At 71.0% G+C, this 25,300-nt stretch carries 18 protein-coding genes; 2 read left to right on the top strand and 16 right to left on the bottom strand.

Annotated elements, in window-relative coordinates; genetic code table 11:
• Window positions 1-66 precede the first annotated feature (66 nt).
• From ABT367_RS01670 to ABT367_RS01630, 9 genes are all read right to left on the bottom strand, one after another.
• Window positions 67-687 carry a LysE family transporter gene (locus ABT367_RS01670; protein ID WP_352248417.1) on the bottom strand — a complete coding sequence of 207 codons (621 nt, stop codon included), beginning with the start codon at window positions 685-687 and terminating at the stop codon, window positions 67-69.
• 138 nt (window positions 688-825) lie between these two features.
• Window positions 826-1,719 carry an RNA polymerase sigma-70 factor gene (locus tag ABT367_RS01665; protein ID WP_352248415.1) on the bottom strand — a complete coding sequence of 298 codons (894 nt, stop codon included), beginning with the start codon at window positions 1,717-1,719 and terminating at the stop codon, window positions 826-828.
• 42 nt (window positions 1,720-1,761) lie between these two features.
• On the bottom strand, window positions 1,762-2,940 hold the full coding sequence (locus ABT367_RS01660; protein WP_352248413.1) for an NAD(P)/FAD-dependent oxidoreductase: 1,179 nt from the start codon (window positions 2,938-2,940) through the stop codon (window positions 1,762-1,764).
• A 104-nt stretch (window positions 2,941-3,044) separates the two neighbouring features.
• Window positions 3,045-4,577: an alpha/beta hydrolase gene (locus ABT367_RS01655; protein WP_352248411.1), complete on the bottom strand. Its 1,533-nt coding sequence runs from the start codon at window positions 4,575-4,577 to the stop codon at window positions 3,045-3,047.
• Window positions 4,578-4,659: 82 nt separating this feature from the next.
• On the bottom strand, window positions 4,660-5,865 hold the full coding sequence (locus ABT367_RS01650) for a DNA polymerase III subunit delta' (protein WP_352248409.1): 1,206 nt from the start codon (window positions 5,863-5,865) through the stop codon (window positions 4,660-4,662).
• Between the two features lie 114 nt (window positions 5,866-5,979).
• Window positions 5,980-9,111 (bottom strand): dTMP kinase, encoded by a 3,132-nt coding sequence (gene tmk / locus ABT367_RS01645; RefSeq protein WP_352248407.1) that lies wholly within the window; start codon window positions 9,109-9,111, stop codon window positions 5,980-5,982.
• Window positions 9,112-9,218: 107 nt separating this feature from the next.
• A complete protein-coding gene (gene topA / locus ABT367_RS01640) occupies window positions 9,219-12,056 on the bottom strand; it encodes a type I DNA topoisomerase (RefSeq protein ID WP_352248405.1) in 2,838 nt (945 codons plus the stop codon).
• A gap of 317 nt (window positions 12,057-12,373) precedes the next feature.
• Window positions 12,374-12,571 carry a hypothetical protein gene (locus ABT367_RS01635; protein WP_352248403.1) on the bottom strand — a complete coding sequence of 66 codons (198 nt, stop codon included), beginning with the start codon at window positions 12,569-12,571 and terminating at the stop codon, window positions 12,374-12,376.
• A gap of 199 nt (window positions 12,572-12,770) precedes the next feature.
• Window positions 12,771-14,222 (bottom strand): MFS transporter, encoded by a 1,452-nt coding sequence (locus ABT367_RS01630; protein ID WP_352248401.1) that lies wholly within the window; start codon window positions 14,220-14,222, stop codon window positions 12,771-12,773.
• 152 nt (window positions 14,223-14,374) lie between these two features.
• Here ABT367_RS01630 and ABT367_RS01625 point away from each other — a divergent pair, with 152 nt between their 5' ends.
• A complete protein-coding gene (locus tag ABT367_RS01625; protein ID WP_352248458.1) occupies window positions 14,375-14,824 on the top strand; it encodes a MarR family winged helix-turn-helix transcriptional regulator in 450 nt (149 codons plus the stop codon).
• A gap of 67 nt (window positions 14,825-14,891) precedes the next feature.
• Here ABT367_RS01625 and ABT367_RS01620 read toward each other — a convergent pair whose 3' ends face one another.
• The 5 genes from ABT367_RS01620 to bldG all read right to left on the bottom strand — a co-directional run bounded on the left by ABT367_RS01620 (window position 14,892) and on the right by bldG (window position 20,980).
• Window positions 14,892-16,397, bottom strand: a complete 1,506-nt coding sequence (locus tag ABT367_RS01620; protein WP_352248399.1) for a DUF7059 domain-containing protein — start codon at window positions 16,395-16,397, stop codon at window positions 14,892-14,894.
• A 125-nt stretch (window positions 16,398-16,522) separates the two neighbouring features.
• Window positions 16,523-17,098 carry a small secreted protein gene (locus tag ABT367_RS01615; protein ID WP_307813425.1) on the bottom strand — a complete coding sequence of 192 codons (576 nt, stop codon included), beginning with the start codon at window positions 17,096-17,098 and terminating at the stop codon, window positions 16,523-16,525.
• A 197-nt stretch (window positions 17,099-17,295) separates the two neighbouring features.
• On the bottom strand, window positions 17,296-19,698 hold the full coding sequence (locus tag ABT367_RS01610; protein ID WP_352248397.1) for a sodium-translocating pyrophosphatase: 2,403 nt from the start codon (window positions 19,696-19,698) through the stop codon (window positions 17,296-17,298).
• Window positions 19,699-20,091: 393 nt separating this feature from the next.
• On the bottom strand, window positions 20,092-20,529 hold the full coding sequence (locus ABT367_RS01605; RefSeq protein ID WP_352248395.1) for an ATP-binding protein: 438 nt from the start codon (window positions 20,527-20,529) through the stop codon (window positions 20,092-20,094).
• A 109-nt stretch (window positions 20,530-20,638) separates the two neighbouring features.
• Window positions 20,639-20,980 carry an anti-sigma factor antagonist BldG gene (bldG, locus tag ABT367_RS01600; RefSeq protein WP_003975386.1) on the bottom strand — a complete coding sequence of 114 codons (342 nt, stop codon included), beginning with the start codon at window positions 20,978-20,980 and terminating at the stop codon, window positions 20,639-20,641.
• 79 nt (window positions 20,981-21,059) lie between these two features.
• Between bldG and ABT367_RS01595 the strand changes: the two genes are divergently transcribed.
• On the top strand, window positions 21,060-23,537 hold the full coding sequence (locus ABT367_RS01595) for a DEAD/DEAH box helicase (protein WP_352248393.1): 2,478 nt from the start codon (window positions 21,060-21,062) through the stop codon (window positions 23,535-23,537).
• 447 nt (window positions 23,538-23,984) lie between these two features.
• On the opposite strand, the gene ABT367_RS01590 is transcribed toward ABT367_RS01595, so the two are convergent.
• Together ABT367_RS01590 and ABT367_RS01585 are read right to left on the bottom strand one after the other, a co-directional pair.
• Window positions 23,985-24,362 carry an Rv3654c family TadE-like protein gene (locus ABT367_RS01590; protein ID WP_352248391.1) on the bottom strand — a complete coding sequence of 126 codons (378 nt, stop codon included), beginning with the start codon at window positions 24,360-24,362 and terminating at the stop codon, window positions 23,985-23,987.
• A 434-nt stretch (window positions 24,363-24,796) separates the two neighbouring features.
• Window positions 24,797-25,270, bottom strand: a complete 474-nt coding sequence (locus ABT367_RS01585; RefSeq protein WP_352248389.1) for a TadE family type IV pilus minor pilin — start codon at window positions 25,268-25,270, stop codon at window positions 24,797-24,799.
• Window positions 25,271-25,300 lie beyond the last annotated feature (30 nt).

Genomic DNA, 25,300 nt, shown 5'->3' with positions numbered 1-25,300 from the left:
CCCGAACCGTAGCAGGAGATGACTCGCTAATGGAACCTCAGACCCTTTTAAGCGAGCGTGAAGGGCTCAGACCACCACCCCCACCGCCAGCCCCGCGATCAGCGCACTCGACACCACCGCCGTCACCAGGCGCCCCCGCCTGCCCGTAAGGAGCCGGCCGAGCAGCGCTCCCCCGCCCGCGAGCAGCAGTTGCCAGCTGGCGGAGGCGAGGAACGCGGCGAGCACGAAGACGGTCTGCTCGGCGGTCCCGGAAGGGGATCCGGATCCCGTGCCGAGGACGAGCGCGGTGAAGTAGATGACGGTCACAGGGTTGAGGAGCGTGATGCCGAACAGGCTCAAGTAGGCCCGCAGCGGGGTGAGTTGCCTCACCTCGCGACCGGATGCCGCGCCACCTCGGTGCCGGTGGACCGCGGTGACGGCTCCCCGTAGCGCCAGAGCGAGCAGCACGCAGGCCGAGGCCCAGCGCAAGGGAGTCGTCACCGAGGCGAGCAGCGGGGCGAGTGCGGTGCCGCCGAGTGCGGCGATCAGGGCGTAGAGGCCGTCGGCGCTCGCGACACCCAGCGCGGCCGAGGCGCCGGTGCGCAGGGAGGTGCGGGCGGTGAGGGCGACGAGATAGGTCGCGACGGCGCCGACCGGGATGGCGATGCCATACCCGGCGAGCAGCCCGGCGACCAGGGCCGCCGTCACGCGAGCGGCAGTTCGGGCCTCCAGGGACGGCCGGGCTGCTGCTGCGCGCGCACCGGGAAGGTGGCGGCGGTCAGCGGCAGGGCGGCGTGAAGGGTTGTCATGCGGGGATGGTGACCGCGGCCCGGCGCGCGGGGCAACTCAATTTTCGAGGGCCCCCGCCTGCTGTACACCACCGAGCTTGTCCGGGTTGACCTGGAACCGCAGGTCATGGAGCAGCCCGTCGGACGACACCTCGTACGAGAGCGTGCCGATGGTGGCGCCGTCCATGCCGAACAGCAGGCCCAGCTCGCCGTTGATGACGGTCGGGGTCACGGTCATGGCCGCGTAGTCCGGCTTCGCGAGGACGCCGAGCACCCAGCGGGCGACCGCGTCCGCGCCGTGCAGCGGGCGGCGGGCCGCGGTGACCTTGCCGCCGCCGTCCGACCAGCAGGTGACGTCGGGGGCGAGCAGCGCCATCATCCCGTTCAGATCCCCGCCGGAAGCGGCTTCCAGGAACAGCCGGGTGGCCCGTTCACGCTCGGCGCCGTCCGCCTCGTAACGCGGCCTGCGGGCCTGTACGTGGGAGCGGGCGCGGTGGGCGGTCTGGCGTACGGACTGCTCGGACTTTCCGAGGACTTCGGCGATCTCCGCGTGCGAGTAACCGAATACCTCGCGCAGGACGAACACCGCGCGCTCGACGGGTCCGAGGGTCTCGAGGACCACCAGCATCGCCATGGAGACGGACTCGGCCATCTCGGCCTCCTCGGCGACATCGGGGGTGGTCAGAAGCGGCTCCGGCAGCCAGGGACCCACGTATGTCTCACGGGTGGCGCGGGCCGAAGTCAGCCTGTTCAGACAGAGGTTGGTGACCGTGCGGACGAGGTACGCGCGGGCGTTGCCCACATCGGAGCGGTCCGTCTTCGACCAGCTCAGCCAGGTGTCCTGGAGGACGTCCTCGGCGTCGGCGACGCTGCCGAGCATCCGGTAGGCGGTGGCGAAGAGCAGGCGGCGGTGCTCCAGGAACGGTTCGTCGGTGGCGCGAGCGTCCGGCATCGCGCCACCTTGGCAGGCAACCGGCTTGCACATCAAGACAGTTCACGCCTTCGTCGCCCGACCGCCCTGCGGCCACAGGGCCGCACCGGCGAGCTTCTTGGTGAGCTTGTACGTCTGCACCGGGCTCGCGCTGACCGTCTCCTTGTAGAGCACGGCGCTGCGGCCCTTGAGATACATCCGCCGCGGCGTCTCGTCGGGCCGGGTGAACTGGATGACCGCATCGCGCCGGCCGATGCTGACGGGCTGGTGGATGTAGCCGAAGCGGAACGGCTTCACCGTCCGGCCGCGCAGCCGCCGCGCGATCGCGTCCGCGGTGTACGCGGCCGTCGGGATCCCCGACTGGCAGGTGCCGTGCAGCGTTCCCCAGGCCTGCTCGACGCGGGCCGCGTCCCCGATCGCGTGGATCTCCGGGTGCGAAACGGAACGCAGGGTCCCGTCTACGAGGATCCGCCCGGCCGCGTCGACGGCGATCCCCGACTCGGCGGCCAACTGCGGCACGCGTACGCCCGCGGTCCACAACGACACATCGGAGGCGAGGAGTTCACCGTCGCCGAGCTCGACCGCGGCGGGCAGCACCTTCGCGACGGTCACACCCGAACGGACGGTGACGCCGAGCCGGCCGAGGGCCGCGAGCAGATACGCCTGCGCCTTGGCGCCCATCATCGAACCGGGCACCTCACGGCTGAGCAGCGTGACGTTCAGCCCCGGGTGCCCCTCGGCGATCTCGGCCGCGGCCTCGACGCCGGTGAGCCCGCCGCCGCTGACCGTCACCGAGCCTCCCCGCTCGGCGAGCCGGTCCAGCTCCTGGGACATCCGGCGGGCGGTGCGCGGGTCGTTGAGGGTGTACGCGTGCTCGGCGGCGCCCGGCACCAGGCTCGTGTCGGTCGAGCTGCCGAGGGCGTAGACGAGGGTGTCGTACGGGAGGGGCCGCTCGGTCCCGGACACCTGGACCTCGCGGGCTTCGGTGTCGAGCGCGGTGGCCCAGCCCTCGACGAACTCGATGCCCGTGCCGTCGAGCAGCTCGGTGATACGGAAGTCGGCCAGCTCCTGCCCTGCGGCGATCTGGTGCATGCGCAGCCGCTCGGTGAAGCGGGGCGAAGGGTTGACCAGGGTGATCCGTACACCCGGAGTGCGACGGGTGCGGCGGGCGAGCCGGAAGGCGGTCATCATGCCGGTGTAGCCGGCGCCGAGGACGACGATGCGGTGTGTGGTGGTGTTCATGGTGGGCTCCTTGGCGGTCTCTTCCGCTTGCGGTGTCGCCCATGGGACAGACGACACCGCGCGGATGTGACAGGAGCCCGGATGTGACCTGAGTCACACTGCGGTCAGCAGCGCTTTCCGTCCTCCGGGACCTTGCCCTGAAGGAGGTAGCGGTTGATCGCCGTGTCGATGCAGTCGCTGCCCCGCCCGTACGCCGTGTGCCCGTCGCCGTCGTACGTGAGCAGGGTGCCGGTCGCCAGCTGGTCCGCCAGGGACTCGGCCCACTTGTACGGGGTGGCCGGGTCGCGGGTCGTGCCGACGACGAGGAGCGGGGCGGCACCCTTCGCCTCGATGCGGTGGGCCGAACCGGTGGGCTTCTCCGGCCAGTACGCACAGGTCAGACCGGCCCAGGCGAGGCCTTCTCCGAAGACGGGTGAGGCTTTGCGGAAGTCGGGGGCCGCCTTCTCGACCTGGTCGGGAGAGGTGAACGCGGCAGGCAGATCAAGGCAGTTGACCGCCGCGTTGGCGAACATGATGTTGCCGTACTTCCCATCCGGCTCGCGCTCGTAGTAGCTGTCGGAGAGCAGCAGCAGACCCGAGCCGTCGTTGTCCTTCATCGCGGAGGTGAGGGCGTCGCGCAGCTGGGGCCAGGCGCCCTCGTCGTACATCGCGGCGATCACGCCGGTCGTCGCGAGGGACTCGCCCAGCTTGCGGTCGCCGGCCGGGATGGGCTTCGCGTCCAACTCCTCGAAGAACGCGGAGAGTCGACGGCTCGCGTCCTCGGGGCTCGTGGTGCCGAGCGGGCAGTCGCTCTCCTTGACGCAGTCCTCGGCGAAGGCCTTGAAGGCGGTCTCGAAGCCGGCGGTCTGGTCGAGGTTCATCTGCTCGGCGGGCAGGGACGGGTCCATGGCGCCGTCGAGCACCAGGCGGCCGGTCCTGTCGGGATACAGCTCGGCATAGGTCGAACCGAGGAAGGTGCCGTAGGACGCGCCGACGTAGTGCAGCTTCCCGTCGCCGAGCACCTCGCGCAGAAGGTCCATGTCGCGGGCGGCCTCGACGGTGGAGACATGGGGCAGGATCCGCGCGGAGCGCTTCTCGCAGCTCTGCGAGAACTCCTTGTACGCGGCGACCAGTTGATCCTGCTCGCGGGCATCGTCCGGGGTGACGTCCGTCTGCGTGTACGCGTCCATCTCCTTGTCGTCGAGGCACTCGACGGGTTCGCTGCGGGCCACGCCGCGCGGGTCCACGGCGACCATGTCGTAGCGGGCGCGGACCGGGGCCGGGTAGGCGAGGGCGGCGTACGCCTGGAGATACTCGATCGCGGAGCCGCCGGGGCCGCCCGGGTTGACCAGGAGCGAGCCGATGCGTCCGCCGGGGCCCGTGGCCTTCTTGCGCGAGACGGCCAGCTTGATCTCGCCGTCGCCCGGCTTCGTGTAGTCGAGGGGCGCCTTCAGGGTCGAGCACTCGAATCCGGGGACGCCGCACTCGCGCCACTTCAACTGCTGTGCGTAGTACGTCTTGAGGGCGTCCTGGGCCGAGGAGTCGAGGGAGGACTGGGCCGAGGGATCCGGTGAACTCCCCCCGGAACAGCCGGAGATGAGCAGCCCCGCCGCGAGGAGTGCGGCGGCGGTACGGGCGAGGGGGGCGTTGGTGCGCATCCACCGAGGGTAACCGCGCGTTCGCTGTACGCAGTCGGACCGCCTCGTACGAGTGAAGGTCTCAGCCCTCCGCCGTCGGACCTCAGCCCGCCCGCAGCGCCATCGTCATCGCCTCCACCGCGAGCAGGGGTGCCACATTGCGCTCCAGGGCTTCGCGGCAGGCCGAGATCGCCTCGATCCGGCGCAGGGTCGCCTCCGGCGAGGAGGAGCGGGCCAGCCGTTCCAGATGGTCGCGCTGGTCGATGTTGGAGAGGGCCACCTGGGAGCCCAACTGCAGGGCGAGCACGTCCCGGTAGAAGCCCGTGAGGTCGGTGAGCGCGAGGTCGAGGGTGTCGCGCTGCGTCCGCGTACGGCGGCGCTTCTGCCGGTCCTCCAGGTCCTTCATCACACCCGCGGTGCCGCGCGGCATCCGCCCGCCCTGGCCCCCGCCGAGCGCCGCCTTCAGGTCCTCGGTCTCCTTGGTGTCGACCTCCTCGGCGAGCTGCTTGGCATCATCGGACGCCGAATCGATCAGCTCCTGGGCGGCCTTGAGGCAGCCCCCGATGTCGTCGACCCGCAGCGGCAGCTTGAGCACGGCGGCCCGCCGCTCACGCGCCCGCGGATCGGTCGCGAGCCGGCGCGCCCGGCCGATGTGCCCCTGGGTGGCCTGGGCGGCGGCGGCCGCGACCGGCGGTTCGATGCCGTCACGCCGCACGAGGATGTCGGCGACGGCGGCCACCGGCGGGGTGCGCAGGGTGAGGTGGCGGCAGCGGGAGCGGATCGTGGGCAGCACGTCTTCGAGCGAGGGGGCGCACAGCAGCCAGACCGTGCGCGGAGCGGGCTCCTCCACGGCCTTGAGCAGCACATTGCCGGCGCCTTCGGTGAGCCGGTCGGCGTCCTCGAGGACGATGACCTGCCAGCGGCCGCCGGCCGGGGACATCTGGGCACGGCGGACGAGGTCGCGGGTCTCCTTGACGCCGATGCTCAGGAGGTCGGTGCGGACCACTTCCACGTCGGCGTGCGTGCCGACGAGGGCGGTGTGGCAGCCGTCGCAGAACCCACAGCCGGGGATGCCGCCCAGCGCACGGTCCGGGCTCACGCACTGCAGCGCCGCACCGAAGGCCCGCGCCGCGGTGGAACGTCCCGAGCCGGGCGGCCCGGTGAACAGCCACGCGTGCGTCATCTTCGAGCTCGACGGCAGCTCGGACCTGTCGGCCGCCGCCGTCACATACGCGTCGGCATCCCGCGCGGCAGCCTCCAGCTGCGCGCTGACCCGGTCCTGACCCACCAGGTCGTCCCATACGGGCATGGGGTGCCGCCCTTCTGTTCTTGCCGGGTCCGTGGCCTCTGGCCGGCTCCGAGTGCTCCGGTGCCTGTGCCCTGCCCGTCCATTGTGGAGCAGGGCACTGACAGTCCCGTCAGGTCAGCGTCGCCGACCCCGCCCGCCTTCGTCGTCATCGTGATCGCCGAGCAACTCGTCCGCCAGCGAAGGCAGATCGTCCAGCGGCGTCTCCTCCGCCCAGTCCGAGCGCGGGCGGCGCCGTGGCGTGCCCGTCTCGTCGACCTGCGGAAGCTCCCGCGTACGGTCCTCGCCGCCGGCCGGCCGCTCGTCGCGGAACAGGCCCGGCGGGACCCGGTCGGCCGGGCCCTGGGACCGGGCGTCGCCCTGGGACCGGGCGTCGCCCTGGGACCGGGCGTCACGGGGCGCGGGCGAGTCCTCACGTACCGGAGGAAGCACCGCGGTCTCATCGGCCGCACCCGGCTTCGGCAGCACGGCGGTCTCCTCGGCCGGGCTCACCGCGGGCGCCTTCGCCTGCTGCTCGGGGGCCGAGTCCTCCCGTACGGGCGGAAGGACAGCCGTCTCATCGGCAGGCGGCGTCGACGCCGGCGACTGCGCGGGCGCTGGGATCGGCGTGGAGACCGTGGTCTCCTCCGTGCCCTTCACGATCGGCGTCGGCACGGTGGTCTCGGCGTCGGGCATGGCCGCCGCGGACGCCGCTGCCGAGGCCGCGGCGGCGGCCCGCCGCGCTTCCTCCGCCTTCAACAGCGCCTCTTCCGCCTTGCGCTGCTTGTCGAGGCGACGCTCCTCGGCCTCGTCCCGCAGCCGCTGCTCCTCGGCGGCCTGGCGCCTGCGGCGCTCCTCCTCCGCGGCCCGCAGCTGCTCCTCGGCCTCACGCCTGCGGCGCTCCTCCTCGGCGAGCCGGCGGGCTTCCTCTGCCCGTGCGCGCGCCTCCTCGGCCTGCCGCTCCTCCTCGCGGCGACGCGCCTCCTCCAGCTCGCGGCGCTTGCGCTCCTCCTCCTCGGCGCGAAGCCGGGCCAGTTGCTCCTGGCGCTCACGCTCCAGGCGCTCCTCCTCGGCCTTGCGCGCGGCCTCTTCCTCGGCGCGCCGCCGCGCCTCCTCCTCGGCCGCCTTGCGCGCCTCTTCCTGCGCCTTCTTCTCGGCGTCGGAGAGCGGCAGCAGCTGGTCGAGGCGGTGGCGTACGACGGTGGTGACGGCCTCGGGCTCCTGGGCCGCGTCGACCACGAGATAGCGCCCGGGGTCGGCGGAGGCCAGCGTCAGGAATCCGGTCCGCACCCGCGCGTGGAACTCGGCCGGCTCCGATTCGAGCCGGTCCGGCGCCTCGGTGAAGCGCTCGCGCGCGGCCTCGGGCGAGACATCGAGCAGCACGGTCAGATGCGGTACGAGCCCGTCGGTAGCCCAGCGCGAGATGCGGGCGATCTCCGTCGGGGACAGGTCGCGTCCTGCGCCCTGGTAGGCCACGGACGAGTCGATGTACCGGTCGGTGATGACGACGGCGCCCCGTTCGAGGGCGGGACGGACCACCGTATCGACGTGCTCGGCCCGGTCGGCCGCGTACAACAGCGCTTCGGCCCGGTGCGAAAGCCCCGCGCTCGACACATCGAGCAGGATCGAGCGCAGCCGCTTGCCGACCGGCGTCGCGCCCGGCTCACGCGTGAGCACGACCTCGTGCCCCTTGGAGCGGATCCACTCGGCGAGCGCGTCGGCCTGCGTGGACTTGCCCGCGCCGTCGCCGCCTTCGAGCGCGATGAAGAACCCGGTGGCGGCCGGCGCCTGGGCCGGCTCGGCGCCACGCAGCGCATCGGTCAGATCACGACGCAGCGGAACGCCGGAACGGTCGTCGGTCTTCGCCAGTACGAGAGCTGCCACGGGCAGCAGCAAAGCACCCGCCAGCATCAGCAGGAAGGCGGCACCACCGTGCGCGAAGACGAACTTGCCGTTCTCCAGACGGTGTTCCCCGATCAGCCCGGCGAGCACGGGCGCGGCGATCGCGGCCAGCGCGATCGCGACCCGGACGACGGCCTGCAGATGCTCGGTCGTACGGGTCCGCCGGAAGTCCTCTACCTCCAGGTCGAGCAGCGCGTGCCCGGTATTCGCCGCGATCCCGGCCGCGGTGCCCGCGAGACCGAGCAGCAGCAGAACGGTGGTCTGGTCCGGTACGAGACCGGCGGCGAGCAGCGCGATCCCGGCCACCGCGATCGCGAGCGCGAGCAGCCGGCGCCGCGACAGGGCTGGCAGCACGGAGGGTGCGATCCGGATGCCGAGGACGGTGCCCGCGGTCAGCGCGAACGCGAAGATCCCGAAGAGGACCGGCCCGCCGCCGAGGTCGATCGCGTGCAGGACGACCACGGAGACGGCGGCCGCGATCGCCGCGGCGACGGACGCGCACGCGAGGACGAGCAGCGGGATGGCCCCCGTACGTCCCTTGTCGACGCCGCTGCCGGTCTTCGGCCGGCGCAGTCCCTCGAGCGGGGAACGGGCGCGCGGGGTCTGGCTGTCGGGCAGTTCGAGGAAGTAGACGACGGACAGCGAGGCGGCGAAGAGACCCGCCGCGACATACGAGGGGAGCGCGGCCTGGTGCTGTTCGAACCAGATGACTCCGGCGCCGAGCAGATTCCCGATCAGCGTGGCGGTGATCAGCACGAGCGCGCCGACGGGCAGCGCGATGAAGCCCGTACGCAGCGACAGGCGGCGCAGCGCTTCGGTGTGGTCCGGCAGCGGGCGTACTGTCGCGCCCTCGAGGGGCGGCGCGGGCAGCAGCGCGGGCGCGGCGCTCTCGCGGGCGACGGTCCACAGCCGCTCGGCGACCCCGATCACGAACCCGGTCACGAGCAGCACGGCGAGCGCACTGTCCGGGGTCCAGTCGATCCACAGCGGCGCGATGATCAGGAGCGCGGCCCGCAGACCGTCCGCCACGATCATGGTCCAGCGGCGGTCGAGCGGCCCTTCGGCCGCGGTGAGCGCGGTCAGCGGGCCGAGCAGCACGGCGCCGAAGATGAGCGTCGCGAGGATCCGGGCGCCGAAAACGGCGGTGACGGCGAAGGCGACCCCGCGATAACCACCGCCGAAGGACTGCTCGGCGAGAGCCGCCTGCACCCCGAGCAGGACGAGGACGAGCAGCGCGAGCGCATCCCCGATCCCGCCCACGAACTGCGCGCTCCACAGGCGCTTCAGCGGGGGATGACGCAGCAGCGCACGTACGGCACGCTCTCGGGAGTCGGCGACCAGGGCGGCATCGGAGTCGTCTCGGGTCATCCGCCCAGCCTATCCGGACGGCTTGACTCCCCGTGCCCCCTCCCGAACAAAGGTCCGCCCCCTCACCGTCGTACGGGAGGGGGCGGACCGCTGTCGCTTACCGGAACTCAGTCCTCGGCCGGAGCCGAAGCAGCAGCCTTCTTCGCCGCCGCGGCCGTCTTCTTGGCCGGAGCCTTCTTCGCGGCCGAAGCCGTGGTCTTCTTGGCGGCGGTCTTCTTGGCCGCCGTCTTCTTCGCGGCCGTCTTCTTCGCCGGAGCCTTCTTCGCCGCCTTCTTGGCGACCTTCTTCGCCGGCCCCTTCGCCCGCTTCTCGGCAAGGAGCTCGAACCCGCGCTCCGGCGTGATCTCCTCCACGGAGTCCGCCGCCCGCAGCGTCGCGTTCGTCTCGCCGTCCGTCACATACGCACCGAAGCGCCCGTCCTTGACGACCACCGGCTTCCCGGAGACCGGGTCCTCACCCAGCTCCTTCAGCGGCGGCTTCGCGGCAGCGCGCCCCCGCGCCTTCGGCTGGGCGTAGATCGCGAGCGCCTCGTCGAGCGTGATCGAGAAGAGCTGCTCCTCGTTCTCCAGCGACCTGGAGTCCGTGCCCTTCTTCAGATACGGGCCGTAGCGCCCGTTCTGCGCGGTGATCTCCACACCTTCGGCGTCCGCACCGACCACCCGCGGCAGCGACATCAGCGCGAGCGCGTCGTCGAGCGTCACGGTGTCCAGGGACATCGTCTTGAACAGCGAGGCCGTCCGCGGCTTCACCGCGTTCTTACCGGTCTTGGGCGTGCCCTCGGGCAGGATCTCCGTGACGTACGGGCCGTAGCGCCCGTCCTTCGCGATGATCTCGCGGCCGGTCACCGGGTCCGTACCGAGCGCGAAGTCACCGCTCGGCTTGGCGAGCAGCTCCTCGGCGAGCTCGACGGTCAGCTCGTCGGGCGCGAGGTCGTCCGGGACGTCCGCGCGCTGGTGGCCCTCGGAGTCCTTCTCGCCGCGCTCGACGTACGGGCCATAGCGCCCGACGCGCAGCTTGATGTCGTTGCCGACGGAGAAGGAGGAGATCTCCCGGGCGTCGATCGCACCCAGGTCGGTCACGAGCTCCTTCAGACCGCCGAGGTGGTCACCGTCACCGTTGCCCGCGTCCGACGCCGCACCCGCCGCGTCGCCCTCACCGAAGTAGAAGCGCCGCAGCCACGGCACGGCCTGTGCCTCACCGCGCGCGATCCGGTCGAGGTCGTCCTCCATCTTGGCCGTGAAGCTGTAGTCCACGAGCCGCCCGAAGTGCTTCTCGAGCAGGTTGACCACGGCGAAGCTCAGGAAGGACGGCACGAGCGCCGTGCCCTTCTTGAAGACGTAGCCGCGGTCCAGGATCGTGCCGATGATCGACGCGTACGTCGACGGGCGGCCGATCTCGCGCTCTTCGAGCTCCTTGACCAGCGAGGCCTCGGTGTAGCGGGCCGGCGGCTTGGTCGCGTGGCCGTCCACGGACATGTCGTCGGCGGTCAGCGGGTCGCCCTGGGCGACCTGCGGAAGCCGGCGCTCACGGTCGTCGAGCTCGGCGTTCGGATCGTCCGCGCCCTCCACGTACGCCTTCAGGAAGCCGTGGAAGGTGATCGTCTTGCCGGACGCGCTGAACTCGGCGTCGCGGCCGTCGGATGCGGTGCCACCGATCTTGACCGTGACGGAGTTGCCGACCGCGTCCTTCATCTGGGAGGCGACGGTGCGCTTCCAGATCAGCTCGTACAGACGGAACTGGTCACCGGTCAGGCCGGTCTCGGCCGGGGTGCGGAAGCGGTCGCCCGAGGGGCGGATCGCCTCGTGCGCCTCCTGCGCGTTCTTGACCTTCCCGGCGTACGTGCGCGGCTTGTCCGGCAGGTAGTCGGCCCCGTACAGCTGCGTGACCTGGGCACGGGCGGCCGAGACCGCCGTGTCGGACAGCGTCGTGGAGTCCGTACGCATATAGGTGATGAAGCCGTTCTCGTACAGCTTCTGCGCGACCTGCATCGTGGCCTTCGCACCGAAGCCCAGCTTGCGCGAGGCCTCCTGCTGAAGGGTCGTGGTGCGGAACGGCGCGTACGGGGAGCGGCGGTACGGCTTGGACTCGACCGAGCGGACCGAGAACTGGGCGTTCTCCAGGGCCGCGGCGAGCGCCCGGGCGTTCTGCTCGTCGAGGTGGAGGGTGTTGGCGCCCTTGATCTGGCCGAGCGAGTCGAAGTCACGGCCCTGCGCGACGCGCTTGCCGTCGACCGTGTTCAGACGGGCGACCAGCTGCGAGGGGTCGGACGCGTCACCGGTGCGGCCGGTGCCGAACGTGCCGGTCAGGTCCCAGTACTCGGCGGAGCGGAACGCGATGCGCTCACGCTCACGCTCGACGACGAGCCGGGTCGCGACGGACTGCACACGGCCCGCCGACAGACGCGGCATGACCTTCTTCCACAGGACCGGCGAGACCTCGTAGCCGTAGAGGCGGTCGAGGATACGGCGGGTCTCCTGGGCGTCGACCATCCGCTTGTTGAGCTCGCGGGGGCTGGCGACCGCCGCCTGGATCGCGGCCTTGGTGATCTCGTGGAACACCATGCGCTTGACCGGGACCTTGGGCTTCAGGACCTCGAGGAGGTGCCACGCGATGGCTTCGCCCTCGCGGTCCTCATCGGTGGCGAGGAAGAGTTCGTCGGAATCCTTCAGGAGGTCCTTGAGCTTCTTGACCTGGGCCTTCTTGTCGGCGTTGACGACATAGATCGGCTGGAAGTCGTTGTTCACGTCCACACCGAGGCGGCGCACCTCGCCGGTGTACTTCTCCGGCACCTCGGCGGCGCCGTTCGGCAGGTCGCGGATGTGCCCGACGCTCGCCTCGACGACGTACCCCGGGCCGAGGTAGCCCTTGATGGTCTTCGCCTTGGCAGGGGACTCGACGATGACGAGTCGGCGGCCGCCCTGTGCGGCTTCGCTGGTCGGGGACAACGTGGCTCTTCTCTCCGGTCGACGCTCGGTGGCTGACACGTGCTGCGGTCCGTATGCCTTCATACGGCGTTGCCGCTGACATTCCCACGGCGCCGCCCTATGCGTTTATACGGTGACGCTGCGGAGTGTGACGGTACAGCCCGCCCCCGTGTCAAACGGGGAAAGCCCGCAGCAGCCACTCGAACGGTAACCCGACTCCCGCCCTTCCTGCCGCCCGGACTCCCGACCTGGCCTTTCCCGGGTACCGGAGCCCTCTCTCCCGGATTGGCCGGTTTCCTTCCCGTACGCGGACCGGCCGCGTATCCGGGATACGTAGCTCACATACGCAGGAAGCACCACGCGCCGAGCGCCAGCGCGCCGGCCGCGACGAGGGCGGTGAGCGTGGCCGACATCACCGGTCGCGCACCCTCGGCGACGGGCCTGCCGTGGGCGACGCGGGCCACGGTCCACATCAGCAGGCCCGCTCCGAACAGCGCGAACACCGCGCCCGCGAAGATCGCCGGTCCACTCTCCATGGCTGCGTCCCTCCCCCACCGTCTCCCCTTGGTGCGGCAGGCTGGCAGGCGGCGGCCACGTGCGGGCATCGTCCGTGCGAACCCCGGGTGAACGCCCGGCGCGGCGCGAAGGATTCCGGCCCGCCGGAGGCGGTTCAGGGGCGGTCGGAGTCGGGTTCCGGTGCGTCAAATGTGGGTTCAGGCGCGTTCGGACGCGGGTTCAGGCGCGCGCCGGGGACTTCTCCGCGCTGCCCTGCGCGTCCTGCGCACCGTCGCCGGCGGGGCGGATCGCGGGGATCGTGAGTGCCACGAGCGCGGACAGCAGGGCGACCGCGCAGCCGATCAGGAGCCCCACGCGGAAGCCGTCCTCCGAGGCGAGGGTCCGGCCGCCGACGGTGATGGTCATCTGCGCGAGGACCACACCGGTCACAGCGGAGCCGATGGTGGTGCCGAGCGACCGCATCAGCGCGTTGAACCCGTTGGCGGCCGCGGTCTCGGACAGCGGCACGGCGCTCATGATCAGGGCGGGCATCGCCCCGTACGCGAGGGCCACACCACTGCTGACCACGATGCCGACGACCATCAGACCCCAGGCCGAACCCATCAGGGGCAGCGCGAGTCCGTACCCCGCGAAGATCACCAACGCACCGCAGATCAGCGCGGACTTGGGCCCGCGGGAATTGATCAGCTTCCCGCCGAGCGGCGAGATCAGCATCATCATCACGCCGCCGGGCGCCAGATACAGACCGGCCGCGAGCATCGACTGACCGAGCCCGTAGCCGGTGGCCTCGGGGAACTGCAGCAGTTGGGGCGCGATCAGCATGAACGAGTACATGCCGACGCCCACCAGGATCGAGGCGACGTTGGTGAGCAGCACGCGGGGCCTGGCCGTGGTGCGCAGGTCGATCAGCGGGTCACGGGTGCGCAGTTCCCACCATCCCCAGGTGAGCAGCGCCACGACGGCGAGCGCGAACAGGCCGAGCGTGGTGCCCGAACTCCAGCCCCAGTCGGCGCCCTTGGAGACCGCCAGCAGCAGAGAGACAAGACCGACGGCCAGACCGAACGCCCCGGGCAGGTCGAAACGCTGTCCCTGCGCACCGGCCGGCGCGTCCGGCACCACCACGTAGATCAGTACGCCGATGAGCAGGGCGAGCACCGCCGAACCCCAGAACAGCGCACGCCAGTCGGCGTACTGGGCGACGGCCGCGGCGATCGGCAGACCGATCGCGCCGCCGATGCCCATCGACGCGCTGACCAGGGCGATGGAGCCACTGAGCTTCTCCGCGGGTACGACGTCGCGCAGGAGCGCGATCCCGAGCGGCACCATACCCATCCCCATGCCCTGAAGTCCCCGGCCGACGATCATCGGCAGCACCGAGGACGACAGCGCGCACACCACCGAGCCCGCGATCAGCGGTACGGAGCAGACGAGGAGCATCCGGCGCTTGCCCACGAGATCGCCGAGCCGGCCCGAGATCGGTACGCATACGGCGGCCACGAGCAGCGTCACGGTGACCACCCAGGCCGCGTTCGACGCGGTCGTGTCGAGCAGCCGCGGAAGCTCCGCGATCAGTGGCGTGACCAGGGTCTGCATGACCGCCGCCACGGTTCCGGCGAGTGCGAGCGTGGCGACTATGCCGCCCGGCCGTGCGCTGGGCTGGGGGGTGTCCATGGTCGCTCCTCGGTGCGTTCTTCCTGCGGCGCTGCGGCCTTGACGGCCAAGGATGGGTTCCTTGGGCAACGATGTGCATCGTACACATGATATGCATCATGCACATCGACGCCCGGTGTGCGGTACGGTCGCCCCCAGGAGGACGTACGTACATGGACAAGCCGTCGCATCTGGTCGAGTTCGAGCACATGGTGCTCGGGCGGCACCAGGTGAGCAGCGCAAAGCTGCGCAAGGAGCAGGGCCGCCTGGAGCGCAGTGCGTACGTCATGCTCAGCCGGATCCGGATCCAGGGGCCGATGTCGATCGGCGAGCTGAGCGAGGCCTTCCAGCTCGACGCCTCCACGGTCAACCGGCAGACCGCGCACGCCGTACGGGCCGGGCTGCTGCGGCGGATCCCGGACCCCGACGGCGGGATGGCGCGCAAGTTCCAGCTCACCCCCGAGGGCGAGCGCGAGGTGGACGGCGAGCGCGACACCCGCGTGGGGGAGCTCGACCAGGTCTTCGAGGACTGGTCGGCGAACGACGTGGAGACCTTCGCGCGCTACTTGCAGCGGTTCAACACGAGCGTGGAGCGGCTCAGCGGCCAGCCCTGGCCGCGCTGAACCGCTCCCTCGACGGTCGGATCGACCGCTCGCCCACGGTCACGTCGGTTCCAGGGAACCCCTGCCCCTACGCCGGCTCCAGGAACCCCTGCTCCACGAGCATCCGGATCTGCGCCGGCGTACGGTCGCGCAGCAACACCGGGTCCTCGCCCACCAGTTGGGCGATCGCGTCCAGGATCCGGCCCGCGCTCATCGAGCCGTCGCAGACCCCGGCGAAGCCCGCGCCGATGGTGTCGACCTTGGTCGCCCGGCGCATCCCGCGGTGCTGGCGCAGCACGACATGCTCGGGGTCCTCGGCGCCGGGCAGCCCGACCTGCTCCTGCACCACGCCTTCGGCGAGCCGGAAGTGCCCGGCGAGCAGCGCCGCGTCGTCATGGGCGCGCAGATGGTCGAGCCGAGCGAAGTGCGCCTCGACCACCTCGCCGAGCGGCTGCTCGACGGGGTGCGGCCACTCCTCGACGGTGACCGACGGCTGCGCGGCGCCCGCGTTCTTGCGCAAGGTGATCCAGCCGAAGCCCACGGCCTTGGTCTTACGGGCCTCGAACTCGTCCAGCCACGCGTCATAACGCGCCGCGTACGCGGCCGGATCGCTGCGGTGGTCCCCCGCGTCGCGCAGCCACAGCTCCGCGTACTGCGTGATGTCCTGCACCTCGCGCTGCACGATCCACGCATCGCAGCCGCGCGGCACCCAGGAGCGCAGCCGCTCGGTCCACTCCTCGCCCTCCACGTGCTGCCAGTTGGCGAGGAACTGTGCGTATCCGCCCTCGTTCAGCCGCTCCCCCGCCTCCTGTACGAGCGTGCGGCACAGGTCGTCCCCGCCCATCCCGCCGTCGCGGTAGGTCAGTCGCGCACCCGGCGAGATGACGAACGGCGGGTTGGAGACGATCAGGTCGTACGTCTCGTCCGCGACCGGTTCGAAGAGCGACCCCTCGCGCAGGTCGGCCTCGGGCGCGTCGGAGAGCGCGAGCGTGAGCGCGGTGATGCGCAGCGCACGGGGGTTGAGGTCGGTCGCGGTGACGCGGGTGGCGTGCTGGGCGGCGTGCAGCGCCTGGATGCCGGAGCCGGTGCCGAGGTCCAGCGCGCTGTCCACCGGGCGGCGCACGGTGATGCCGGCAAGCGTGGTGGAGGCGCCGCCGACGCCGAGCACAACACTCTCGTCCTTGCTGCCGATCCCGCCCGCCCCACCGACCGCGCACCCGAGGTCGGACACGATGAACCAGTCCTCGCCGTCCGGTCCGCCGTAGGGCCGTACGTCGACGGTGGCCCGCACCTGCTCCCCGTCGTCGGTCAACCAGCCCTGCGCCACGGCCTGTTCGAGCGGCAGCGCCTGGGCCACCCGGTCGTGCGGCAGCGCGTCCTGGAGCAGGAAGAGGCGTACGAGCGTCTCGAGCGCGCCGTCACCGCGCGTCGCGCGCACCGCGGGCACGGTCTCGCTGCGGGCCAGAGCGGCGTACGCGGGGGCGCCGAGCAGATCGAGCAGTCCGTCGGCCGTGAAGTCGGCGGCGAGGAGCGCTGCGCGCAGCTGGGCTGCGCCCGCGCGGTCGGTCGAGGGCAAGGGCTTCGTCGTACTCACTCGTCCATTGTCCCCGCCGCGGCGGTATGGCGCCGCACAGCGAAACGGCCCGGTACGCGTCGCGTACCGGGCCGCCTTCGTGCGGCATGCGTCAGCTGGACGGGAGCGCGGGGAGCGCCGTCGCGTCAGCTGGACGGGGAGGCCGACTCCACCTTGCAGTCGGGCTGCTTGGCGATGGCCTCACCGACCTCGCCCTCCGTCAGGGACTCCAGTGCGTCCGCGCCCTCGTCCTGGATCTTGCCCAGCTCGTCCGCGATCGTCTTGAGGTCGTCGGAGAACTTCTTCACGCCCTCCGGCGAATCGTCCTTGGCGTCCATCTTGTCGCTCTGCTTCTTCAGGTCCTCGTACGCCTTCGAGGCCTTCTCGAGCTCCTTGACGGTGTCCGCCTGGATCTTCTTGCCGTCGTCGACCGGCGGCGGGCCCGCCTTCTCGAGTGCCGCGGCGATCGCGGTGTACGCGTCCGCGCTGGCCTGGAAGGAGGCCGAGTCGACCTTCTTGATCTCTTCCCGGTTGCCGTCGGCGGCGGTGGCGATGATGGCCTGCTGGGCCTTCACGCTCTTCTCGAGCTGCGGCTTGATCTGGCCGCAGAGCGACTTGGCCCAGTTGTCGAGCTCCTTGTTGCCGTCGTCACTGCTGCATCCCGACAGCGCCATTACGAGTACCGCACCGCCGGACAGCGCGGCTGCGAGCTTCTTGTTCACCGGATTGGTCCCTTCCATGGCTCTCGGCCCCGGAACTTACACGCCAACCGGGCGGTATACCCGCGCCATGGGTCCCGTATATCCGCTATTGCAGCCATTTGCACCAAGGGAGATGAGAGTCACGGAAACAAAAAAGGGGCGGACGGCGCATCAAAGTGCGCCGCCCGCCCGCCTGTTGAGCAGGTACGACCCGGCAGCTAGGAAACGACCGCCGGGTCGGCCGACTTGGCGACCCTGCCGGAGTTGTCTTCGTCACCCACGGCGATACCGCGCCGCTTGGAGATGTAGACCGCTGTGACGATGACCAGGATCGCGGCCACCGCGATACCCGCGCGGATGCCCGCGCTGGCGTCGTCGCCGTAGCTGAACTGGATGACCGCGGGCGCGATGAGCAGCGCGACGAGGTTCATCACCTTCAGCAGGGGGTTGATCGCGGGACCCGCGGTGTCCTTGAACGGGTCGCCCACGGTGTCGCCGATGACGGTCGCGGCATGGGCCTCGGAGCCCTTGCCGCCGTGATGGCCGTCCTCGACGAGCTTCTTGGCGTTGTCCCACGCACCACCGGAGTTGGCGAGGAAGACCGCCATCAGGGTGCCGGTGCCGATCGCACCCGCGAGGAACGAACCGAGAGCGCCCACCCCGAGCGTGAACCCGACCGCGATCGGGGTCAGCACGGCGAGCAGACCGGGCGTGGTGAGTTCGCGCAGGGCGTCCTTGGTGCAGATGTCGACGACCTTGCCGTACTCCGGCTCCTCCGAGTAGTCCATGATCCCGGGGTGCTCGCGGAACTGCCGCCGCACCTCGTAGACCACCGCGCCGGCCGACCGCGACACCGCGTTGATCGCGAGCCCCGAGAAGAGGAACACGACCGCGGCGCCGAGGATCAGGCCCACCAGGTTGTTGGGCTGCGAGATGTCCATGACCAGGTTCATCGGAGCGCCGTCGCCGAGTTTCTCGCCGACGTCCTGGGCCGCGGTCGCGATGGCGTCGCGATACGAGCCGAAGAGCGCGGCCGCCGCGAGTACGGCGGTGGCGATGGCGATGCCCTTGGTGATGGCCTTGGTGGTGTTGCCCACCGCGTCCAGGTCGGTGAGGACCTGGGCGCCCGCGCCCTCGACGTCACCGGACATCTCTGCGATGCCCTGCGCGTTGTCGGAGACCGGACCGAAGGTGTCCATGGCCACGATCACGCCGACCGTGGTGAGCAGACCGGTACCGGCGAGCGCCACCGCGAACAGCGCGAGCATGATCGACGCACCGCCGAGCAGGAACGCCCCGTACACACCGAGTCCGATCAACAGCGCGGTGTAGACGGCGGATTCGAGCCCGATGGAGATACCGGCCAGGACGACGGTGGCCGGGCCGGTCAGCGAGGTCTTGCCGATGTCCTGGACGGGACGCCGGGTGGTCTCGGTGAAGTACCCGGTGAGCTGCTGGATGAGTGCGGCCAGCAGGATGCCGATCGCGACCGCGACCACCGCGAGGATCCGCGGATCGCCGCTCTTGGCGCTGATCGCCGCATCGGTGACGCCCTTCAACTCCGCGTACGTGGCAGGCAGATACACGTAGACGGCTGCCGCCACCAGAGCGAGGGAGATCACCGCGGAGATGAAGAAGCCGCGGTTGATGGCCGACATCCCGCTGCGGTCGGAGCGCCGGGGCGCCACCGCGAAGATGCCGATCATCGCCGTGACCACACCGATCGCCGGAACGATCAGCGGGAAGGCCAGACCCGCGTCGCCGAAGGCCGCCTTGCCGAGGATCAGCGCGGCGACCAGCGTCACGGCGTACGACTCGAAGAGGTCGGCCGCCATGCCGGCGCAGTCACCGACGTTGTCGCCCACGTTGTCCGCGATGGTCGCGGCGTTACGGGGGTCGTCCTCGGGGATGCCCTGCTCGACCTTGCCGACCAGGTCGGCACCGACGTCGGCGGCCTTGGTGAAGATGCCGCCGCCGACACGCATGAACATCGCGATCAGCGCGGCGCCCAGGCCGAAGCCTTCGAGCACCTTGGGCGCGTCCGCCGCATAGACGAGAACCACACATGCTGCGCCGAGGAGACCGAGCCCCACAGTGAACATGCCGACGACGCCGCCCGTACGGAAAGCGATCTTCATGGCCTTGTGCTTGACGGCCGTCAGATCCTTGGCCGGTTCGCCTTCCGCGGGGTCCGCCTCGCGGGCTGCCGCGGCCACACGCACATTGGCGCGTACGGCCAGCCACATGCCGATATAGCCCGTGGCGGCGGAGAAGAGCGCACCGATCAGGAAGAACACGGAACGCCCTGCGCGCTGATTCCAGTCGTCCGCGGGCAGCAGCATGAGCAGAAAGAAGACGATCACGGCGAAAAGGCCGAGCGTCCGCAACTGCCGTGCCAGATACGCGTTCGCGCCTTCCTGGATCGCCTTTGCGATCTTCTTCATGCTGTCGGTTCCCTCGCCGGCGGCGAGGACTTGGCGTACGAGTACGCCGGCTACGACGAGCGCGGCAAGCGCGACGATCCCGATGACCATGACGATCAGTCGGTTGTCGTCGGTCAGTACTGCGGCTGCGAAGGTTGTGGGGTGATCAAACTGATGAGGGGTAGAAAGCCCCGCCATTCGTCCTCCTTGACGCCTGTGCTGAGCTCAAGATGTGGACGGATTGTAGGGAGCCGATCCTGATCAAAACAGTGCGCGACAAACGTAATTGGCCTTCACTTGCTCCTCAGCAAATGATCGCGTCACAGGATTGAGCTCGAAAGAGGTAATGGATCAAAAGCGTTGACTCTTGATCGTCGGGGCGGAAATGAGATCACCGATGATCGATGACGATCGGGAATTCGATCAACGGGGATCAAGGAATGTCTCGGAAATCGAGCGGGGATCGCACAGGGATCGGCTCGTGGACGGCTCGGGGCTCGACGCGGGATCGCCTCGGGCATCGACGCGGGAAACACTGAAGGGCCCTGCTCAGCAGGGCCCTTCAGAGGTTCTACGGGGTCGGGTTTCGGCTCAGCCGAGCACCGGGGCCACGCTCACCGGCCAGCTCATCCTGATCTGACCGCCGGACTCGCCGGTGGTCACCTCGACGTCGTCGACGAGGCCGCTGATGACCGCGAGGCCCATCTCGTCCTCGTCGGCATCGGCGTCCGGATCCGCCGCGACCGCTTCCGGTGACGAATCCTCGACCGTCACCGCGTGCGGCGCTTCGTCGCCCACCTCGATGGAGAACTGCTTCTCCTCCTCGATGAGCACCACCTTCACCGGCGCCGAAACCTCATGACTCTGATGCAGCCCCACGGCACGGGTACAGGCCTCGCCGACCGCGAGGCGCACCTCGTCGAGCACGGCCTCGTCCACCCCGGCCCTGCGCGCGACCGCGGCCGCCACCAGACGGGCGGTCCTGACGTGCTCGGGCAGCGCGCTGAAGCGGAGTTCAACGGTGGCCATCAATCCCCCTCCGTTACGTTCCTACGTGCTGTCGGGGGCCGGGCCTGGGCGGCCCGGTGCCCCCGGCTCCCTCCGCACCGGGCGGCCTCGGCGGCCCGGGATGCAGCCGTCAGTCGGTGGCCGCCACCGCCTCCTCGACCGAGGTGTGAATCGGGAACACCTTGGTCAGACCGGTGATACGGAAGATCTTCAGGATGCGCTCCTGGTTGCACACCAGGCGCAGCGAACCCTCATGGGCGCGCACTCGCTTCAGACCACCCACCAACACGCCGAGTCCGGTGGAGTCGAGGAAGTCCACGCCCTCCATGTCGACGACAAGGTGGAAACTGCCGTCGTTCACCAGCTCGACCAGCTGCTCGCGCAGCTTGGGCGCGGTATACACATCGATTTCGCCACCGACCTCGACGACCGTACGATCGCCGACGGTACGGGTCGACAGGGACAGGTCCACGGATCCTCCAGCACCTTGCTATCGGGCAGTCGCCCCCTGGTCTCCTGGCTTGCAGGACTGGGGCGGAACGCCAGCCGCGATGGCATTCAATCACTTACGGGCGGGCGAGCACGACGCCTTGGGAGCATTGTCCGTCACGCCAGTGACACACTCGGTGCCGATGGCCACGAATCACCGCCCCGACCGGCGCAGCGACGACCGCCAGGAGCCGCCCGCTACGGGGCGCTCCGGGCGGCCTTCTCCGCGCACGGTGCTCGACCGGCTCGCCTCGGGGGAGAGCCGGTCCGCGCGCCTCACTCATACGGAGCACTTGCCCCCGCGGGCGGGCCGCCATGCTCTTTGGCCGGACCGTATCCGGCCGGAAGTGATCGCCGCACTGAACTCGGCCGGAATCGATCACCCCTGGGCCCACCAGGCACTCGCCGCCGAACACGCACTGGACGGCGAATCCGTGGTCGTCGCCACCGGTACGGCCTCGGGCAAGTCCCTTGCCTATCTGATGCCGGTCCTGTCCGCGCTCCTCGACGGCTCCGAGGCACCCAACGGCCGCGGCGCGACGGCCCTGTACCTCGCCCCGACGAAGGCCCTCGCGGCCGACCAGTGCCGCGCGGTCAAGGAACTGGCCGCTCCCCTCGGCCACGCCGTCCGGCCCGCGGTCTACGACGGGGACACCCCCGTCGAGGAACGCGAATGGGTACGTCAGTACGCCAACTACGCCCTGACCAATCCGGACATGCTGCACCGCGGGATACTCCCCTCCCACCCCCGCTGGTCCTCCTTCCTGCGCGCCCTGCGCTATGTCGTCATCGACGAGTGCCACACCTATCGGGGCGTCTTCGGCTCCCATGTCGCCCAAGTGCTGCGCCGCCTGCGCCGCTTGTGTGCCCGCTACGGCTCGGACCCTGTCTTCCTGCTCGCCTCTGCCACCGCGGCCGACCCGTCCATAGCGGCCGAACGTCTCACCGGGCTCCCGGTCAAGGAAGTCGCCGATGACGCCTCGCCCCGCGGCGAGCTGGTCTTCGCCCTGTGGGAGCCGCCGCTCACCGAGCTCCACGGCGAGAAGGGCGCGCCCGTCCGCCGTACGGCCACGGCCGAGACCGCCGACCTGCTGACCGACCTGACGCTCCAGGGCCGGCGCTCGATCGCCTTCGTACGGTCCCGGCGCGGCGCCGAGCTGGTCTCCGTGATCGCCCAGGAACGTCTGGCCGAGATCGACCGCTCCCTCGTCGGGCGCGTCGCCGCGTACCGCGGCGGCTACCTGCCGCACGAACGCCGCGCACTGGAACGCGCCCTGCACTCCGGCGAACTCCTCGGTCTCGCCGCGACTACGGCGCTGGAGCTCGGCGTCGACATCTCGGGCCTGGACGCGGTGGTGATCGCCGGCTATCCGGGAACGCGCGCCTCGCTGTGGCAGCAGGCAGGGCGGGCCGGCCGCGCGGGGCAGGGTGCGCTGGCCGTCCTGGTCGCCCGGGACGACCCCTTGGACACCTTTCTCGTGCACCACCCCGAGGCGCTCTTCCATCAGCCGGTCGAATCGACGGTCCTGGACCCCGACAACCCGTATGTGCTCGCTCCTCACTTGTGCGCGGCAGCCTCCGAACTGCCTTTGACGGAAGACGACTTCACCCTCTTCGGGCCGACGACGGCGGAGCTGCTGCCGCAGCTGGAGTCGGCCGGCCTGCTGCGGCGGCGTACGAAGGCATGGCACTGGACCCGCCGCGAGCGCGCCGCCGACCTCACCGACATCCGGGGGGAGGGGGGCAGCCCTGTCCAGGTCGTCGAGGCGGGCACCGGGCGGCTGCTCGGCACCGTCGACGCCTCGGCCGCCCACACGGCGGTCCACCAGGGCGCGGTCCACCTCCACCAGGGCCGCACCTATCTGGTGAAGGAACTCGACCTGGAGGACTCGGTCGCCCTCGTGCAGGAGGCGAACCCGCCCTACTCCACGACGGCCCGGGACACCACGGCCATCTCCGTCCTGGACACCGACGTCTCGGTGCCCTGGGGTGACGGCCGCCTCTGCTACGGCTCCGTCGAGGTCACCAACCAGGTCGTCTCCTTCCTCCGCCGCCGGCTCATCACCGGCGAGGTACTCGGCGAGCAGAAGCTGGACCTTCCGCCGCGCACCCTGCGTACGCGTGCCGTGTGGTGGACGGTCACCGAGGACCAGCTCGACGCCGCCCGGATCAACCCCGAGATCCTCGGCGGCGCCCTGCACGCCGCCGAGCACGCCTCGATCGGCATGCTGCCGCTGTTCGCCACCTGCGACCGCTGGGACATCGGCGGCGTCTCCGTGCCCCTGCATCCGGACACGCTCCTTCCGACCGTCTTCGTCTACGACGGTCACCCGGGCGGAGCGGGCTTCGCGGAACGCGCCTTCCATACGGCCCGCACCTGGCTGACGGCCACGCGAGCCGCGATCGCCTCCTGCGAGTGCGAGGCCGGCTGCCCGTCGTGCGTCCAGTCCCCCAAGTGCGGCAACGGCAACGATCCGCTGCACAAGCGGGGCGCGGTGCGCTTGCTCACGGAGCTGCTGCGGGGCGCTCCGGAGGAGTAGCGGGCCCCGCCCGAACGGTCACCCGAGGCCCCGCAATTGCTGGCAGACCCCAGCCTCGGACGCCGCCCTTCAACCACGACCTCAACGCCCGACTCCTCGCCCACCTCGGCGCCAGGGTTCGGCGCACCGTCCACCGCGATGCCCGGCCTTCGCACCTCGCCCGCCGTAGCGCCAGCGGCCGCTCTCACCTCTCGGGTCCGCGCGCCGTCCAGTTCAGCGCCAGGGGCCGCGCTCGACACCAGGGGCCGCGCGTCTCCAATGCGCCCGGCTTCCGCCCCTCGCCCGCCGCAGCGCCAGGTTCCCCGCCCTGGCCGCCCCGGCGCCAGGGTTTCGCACCTCGGCGCCAGGGTGCCGCGTGCCGTCCAGCTCAACGCCCGGCTTCCGCACCTCGCCCTTTCGCCGCCAGGCCGCCGTCCGCCCTCCGCCGTCCGCCGTCCGCCGTCCGGCTCAGGGCGCAGGCCCTGAACTCCCGGCGCCTGCCCCCGGTTCGGGCCCCGGCGGCCCCGCCCTCGAGCGCACTGCCGACGACATGGGCCCCGACCGTGCCCGTACGGTCACGTCCGCGATCTCACCCCGCACCGCGCACCGCACCACGTCCGTGCCCTGCGCCCGTGCCACCCGCCCTGCACCAGCACACGCGTCCTCCTGCCCCCGCAGGGCGTGGTCCGCGGCCGCGAGTGCCGCCAAGTCCGCGGCGGCGCCCGCCCGATGGCGCGCGACCATGGCCTGGGCCATGAGCAGCAGGCCGGCAAGGATGAGACACAGCGCACCGATCAGCCCGACCACCCACACGGTCGCCGAACCCCGATCGTCGCGCGCACGCACCCCGACCCGCCCGCGGGCACCCGGCCCCGTCTCACGTCGGCGGGCACCCGCCCCAGTCTCACGTCGACAGGCACCCGCCCCGGTCCCGCGCCGACAGGCATCCGCTCCGAACCTCTGGCCACGGACATCCGGCTCCTGGTCACGAGCGCCCGACCCGGCCCACCGGCGTCGGGCACCCGGCCCCCCGCCACGGGTCGGCCCCGGACCTGCCTGCCGACCACTGGCATCCGGCCCCAACTCCCGTATCTGCGCAGGTCCTCCAGCCCACGCAGGCCCTCCAGCCCACGCAGGCCCTCCAGCCCGCGCAGGTCCTCCAGCCCGCGCAAGCCCTCCACCCCACGCAGGCCCTCCAACCCACGCAAGCCCTCCAGCCCACGCAGACTCTCCAGCACCCGCCATCCGAAGCCGTCGGCCACCCCACCCCCGGGCTCCCGTCATCCCTCCACCCCCACCGTCTCCTCGGCCAACGCCACCGCGGACGTCCGCAACGACAGGGCGAGGGCGTCGGGTCCCGGTGACGTGGCGGAGACCGTGACGCGCACCAGGTCGCCCTCGCGGCTCACGTCGACCTGCGCCCCGTCCGGCGCGGCTTGCTGCGCGGCCCGTACCGTCGCGGACGCCGACTCCTGGCGAGCCGCCGCCCGGGCACCGGCCCTGGCGGCGTCCACGCACTGGAGTTGAGCGGCCGCGGTCATCAGTGCCCACACCAGCGCGACCCCGACGAGCAGCAGCGCAGGCATGGCACACGCCGCTTCGGCACTGACGAACCCGGCGTCTCGGCGTGCGGCCGCCCCGGACCCGTCTCCCCCGGCACAACTCGAAGCACCACATCCGCGACCAGCACCACGTGCGCCCCCTGACTCAGGAGCGGCGCTCCTCCCCTCAGCAGCTCCGCCTAGCCCTCGCACCCGCGCCAACCCCCTCCCAGCAGCGCCACT

This window comes from Streptomyces mesophilus (genome assembly GCF_040300965.1).
Classification (GTDB): domain Bacteria; phylum Actinomycetota; class Actinomycetes; order Streptomycetales; family Streptomycetaceae; genus Streptomyces; species Streptomyces mesophilus_A.
This window is presented reverse-complemented; position numbering and strand designations above follow the sequence as displayed.

Bases quoted from the DNA above. Each gene is read 5' to 3' on its own strand.
- ABT367_RS01650 (WP_352248409.1), bottom strand. From the start codon at position 5,865: ATGCCCGTATGGGACGACCTGGTGGGTCAGGACCGGGTCAGCGCGCAG.
- ABT367_RS01605 (WP_352248395.1), bottom strand. From the start codon at position 20,529: ATGGCCACCGTTGAACTCCGCTTCAGCGCGCTGCCCGAGCACGTCAGG.
- ABT367_RS01655 (WP_352248411.1), bottom strand. From the start codon at position 4,577: ATGCGCACCAACGCCCCCCTCGCCCGTACCGCCGCCGCACTCCTCGCG.
- ABT367_RS01665 (WP_352248415.1), bottom strand. From the start codon at position 1,719: ATGCCGGACGCTCGCGCCACCGACGAACCGTTCCTGGAGCACCGCCGC.
- ABT367_RS01635 (WP_352248403.1), bottom strand. From the start codon at position 12,571: ATGGAGAGTGGACCGGCGATCTTCGCGGGCGCGGTGTTCGCGCTGTTC.
- ABT367_RS01595 (WP_352248393.1), top strand. From the start codon at position 21,060: ATGGCATTCAATCACTTACGGGCGGGCGAGCACGACGCCTTGGGAGCA.
- ABT367_RS01660 (WP_352248413.1), bottom strand. From the start codon at position 2,940: ATGAACACCACCACACACCGCATCGTCGTCCTCGGCGCCGGCTACACC.
- ABT367_RS01610 (WP_352248397.1), bottom strand. From the start codon at position 19,698: ATGGCGGGGCTTTCTACCCCTCATCAGTTTGATCACCCCACAACCTTC.
- ABT367_RS01630 (WP_352248401.1), bottom strand. From the start codon at position 14,222: ATGGACACCCCCCAGCCCAGCGCACGGCCGGGCGGCATAGTCGCCACG.
- tmk (WP_352248407.1), bottom strand. From the start codon at position 9,111: ATGACCCGAGACGACTCCGATGCCGCCCTGGTCGCCGACTCCCGAGAG.
- ABT367_RS01625 (WP_352248458.1), top strand. From the start codon at position 14,375: ATGGACAAGCCGTCGCATCTGGTCGAGTTCGAGCACATGGTGCTCGGG.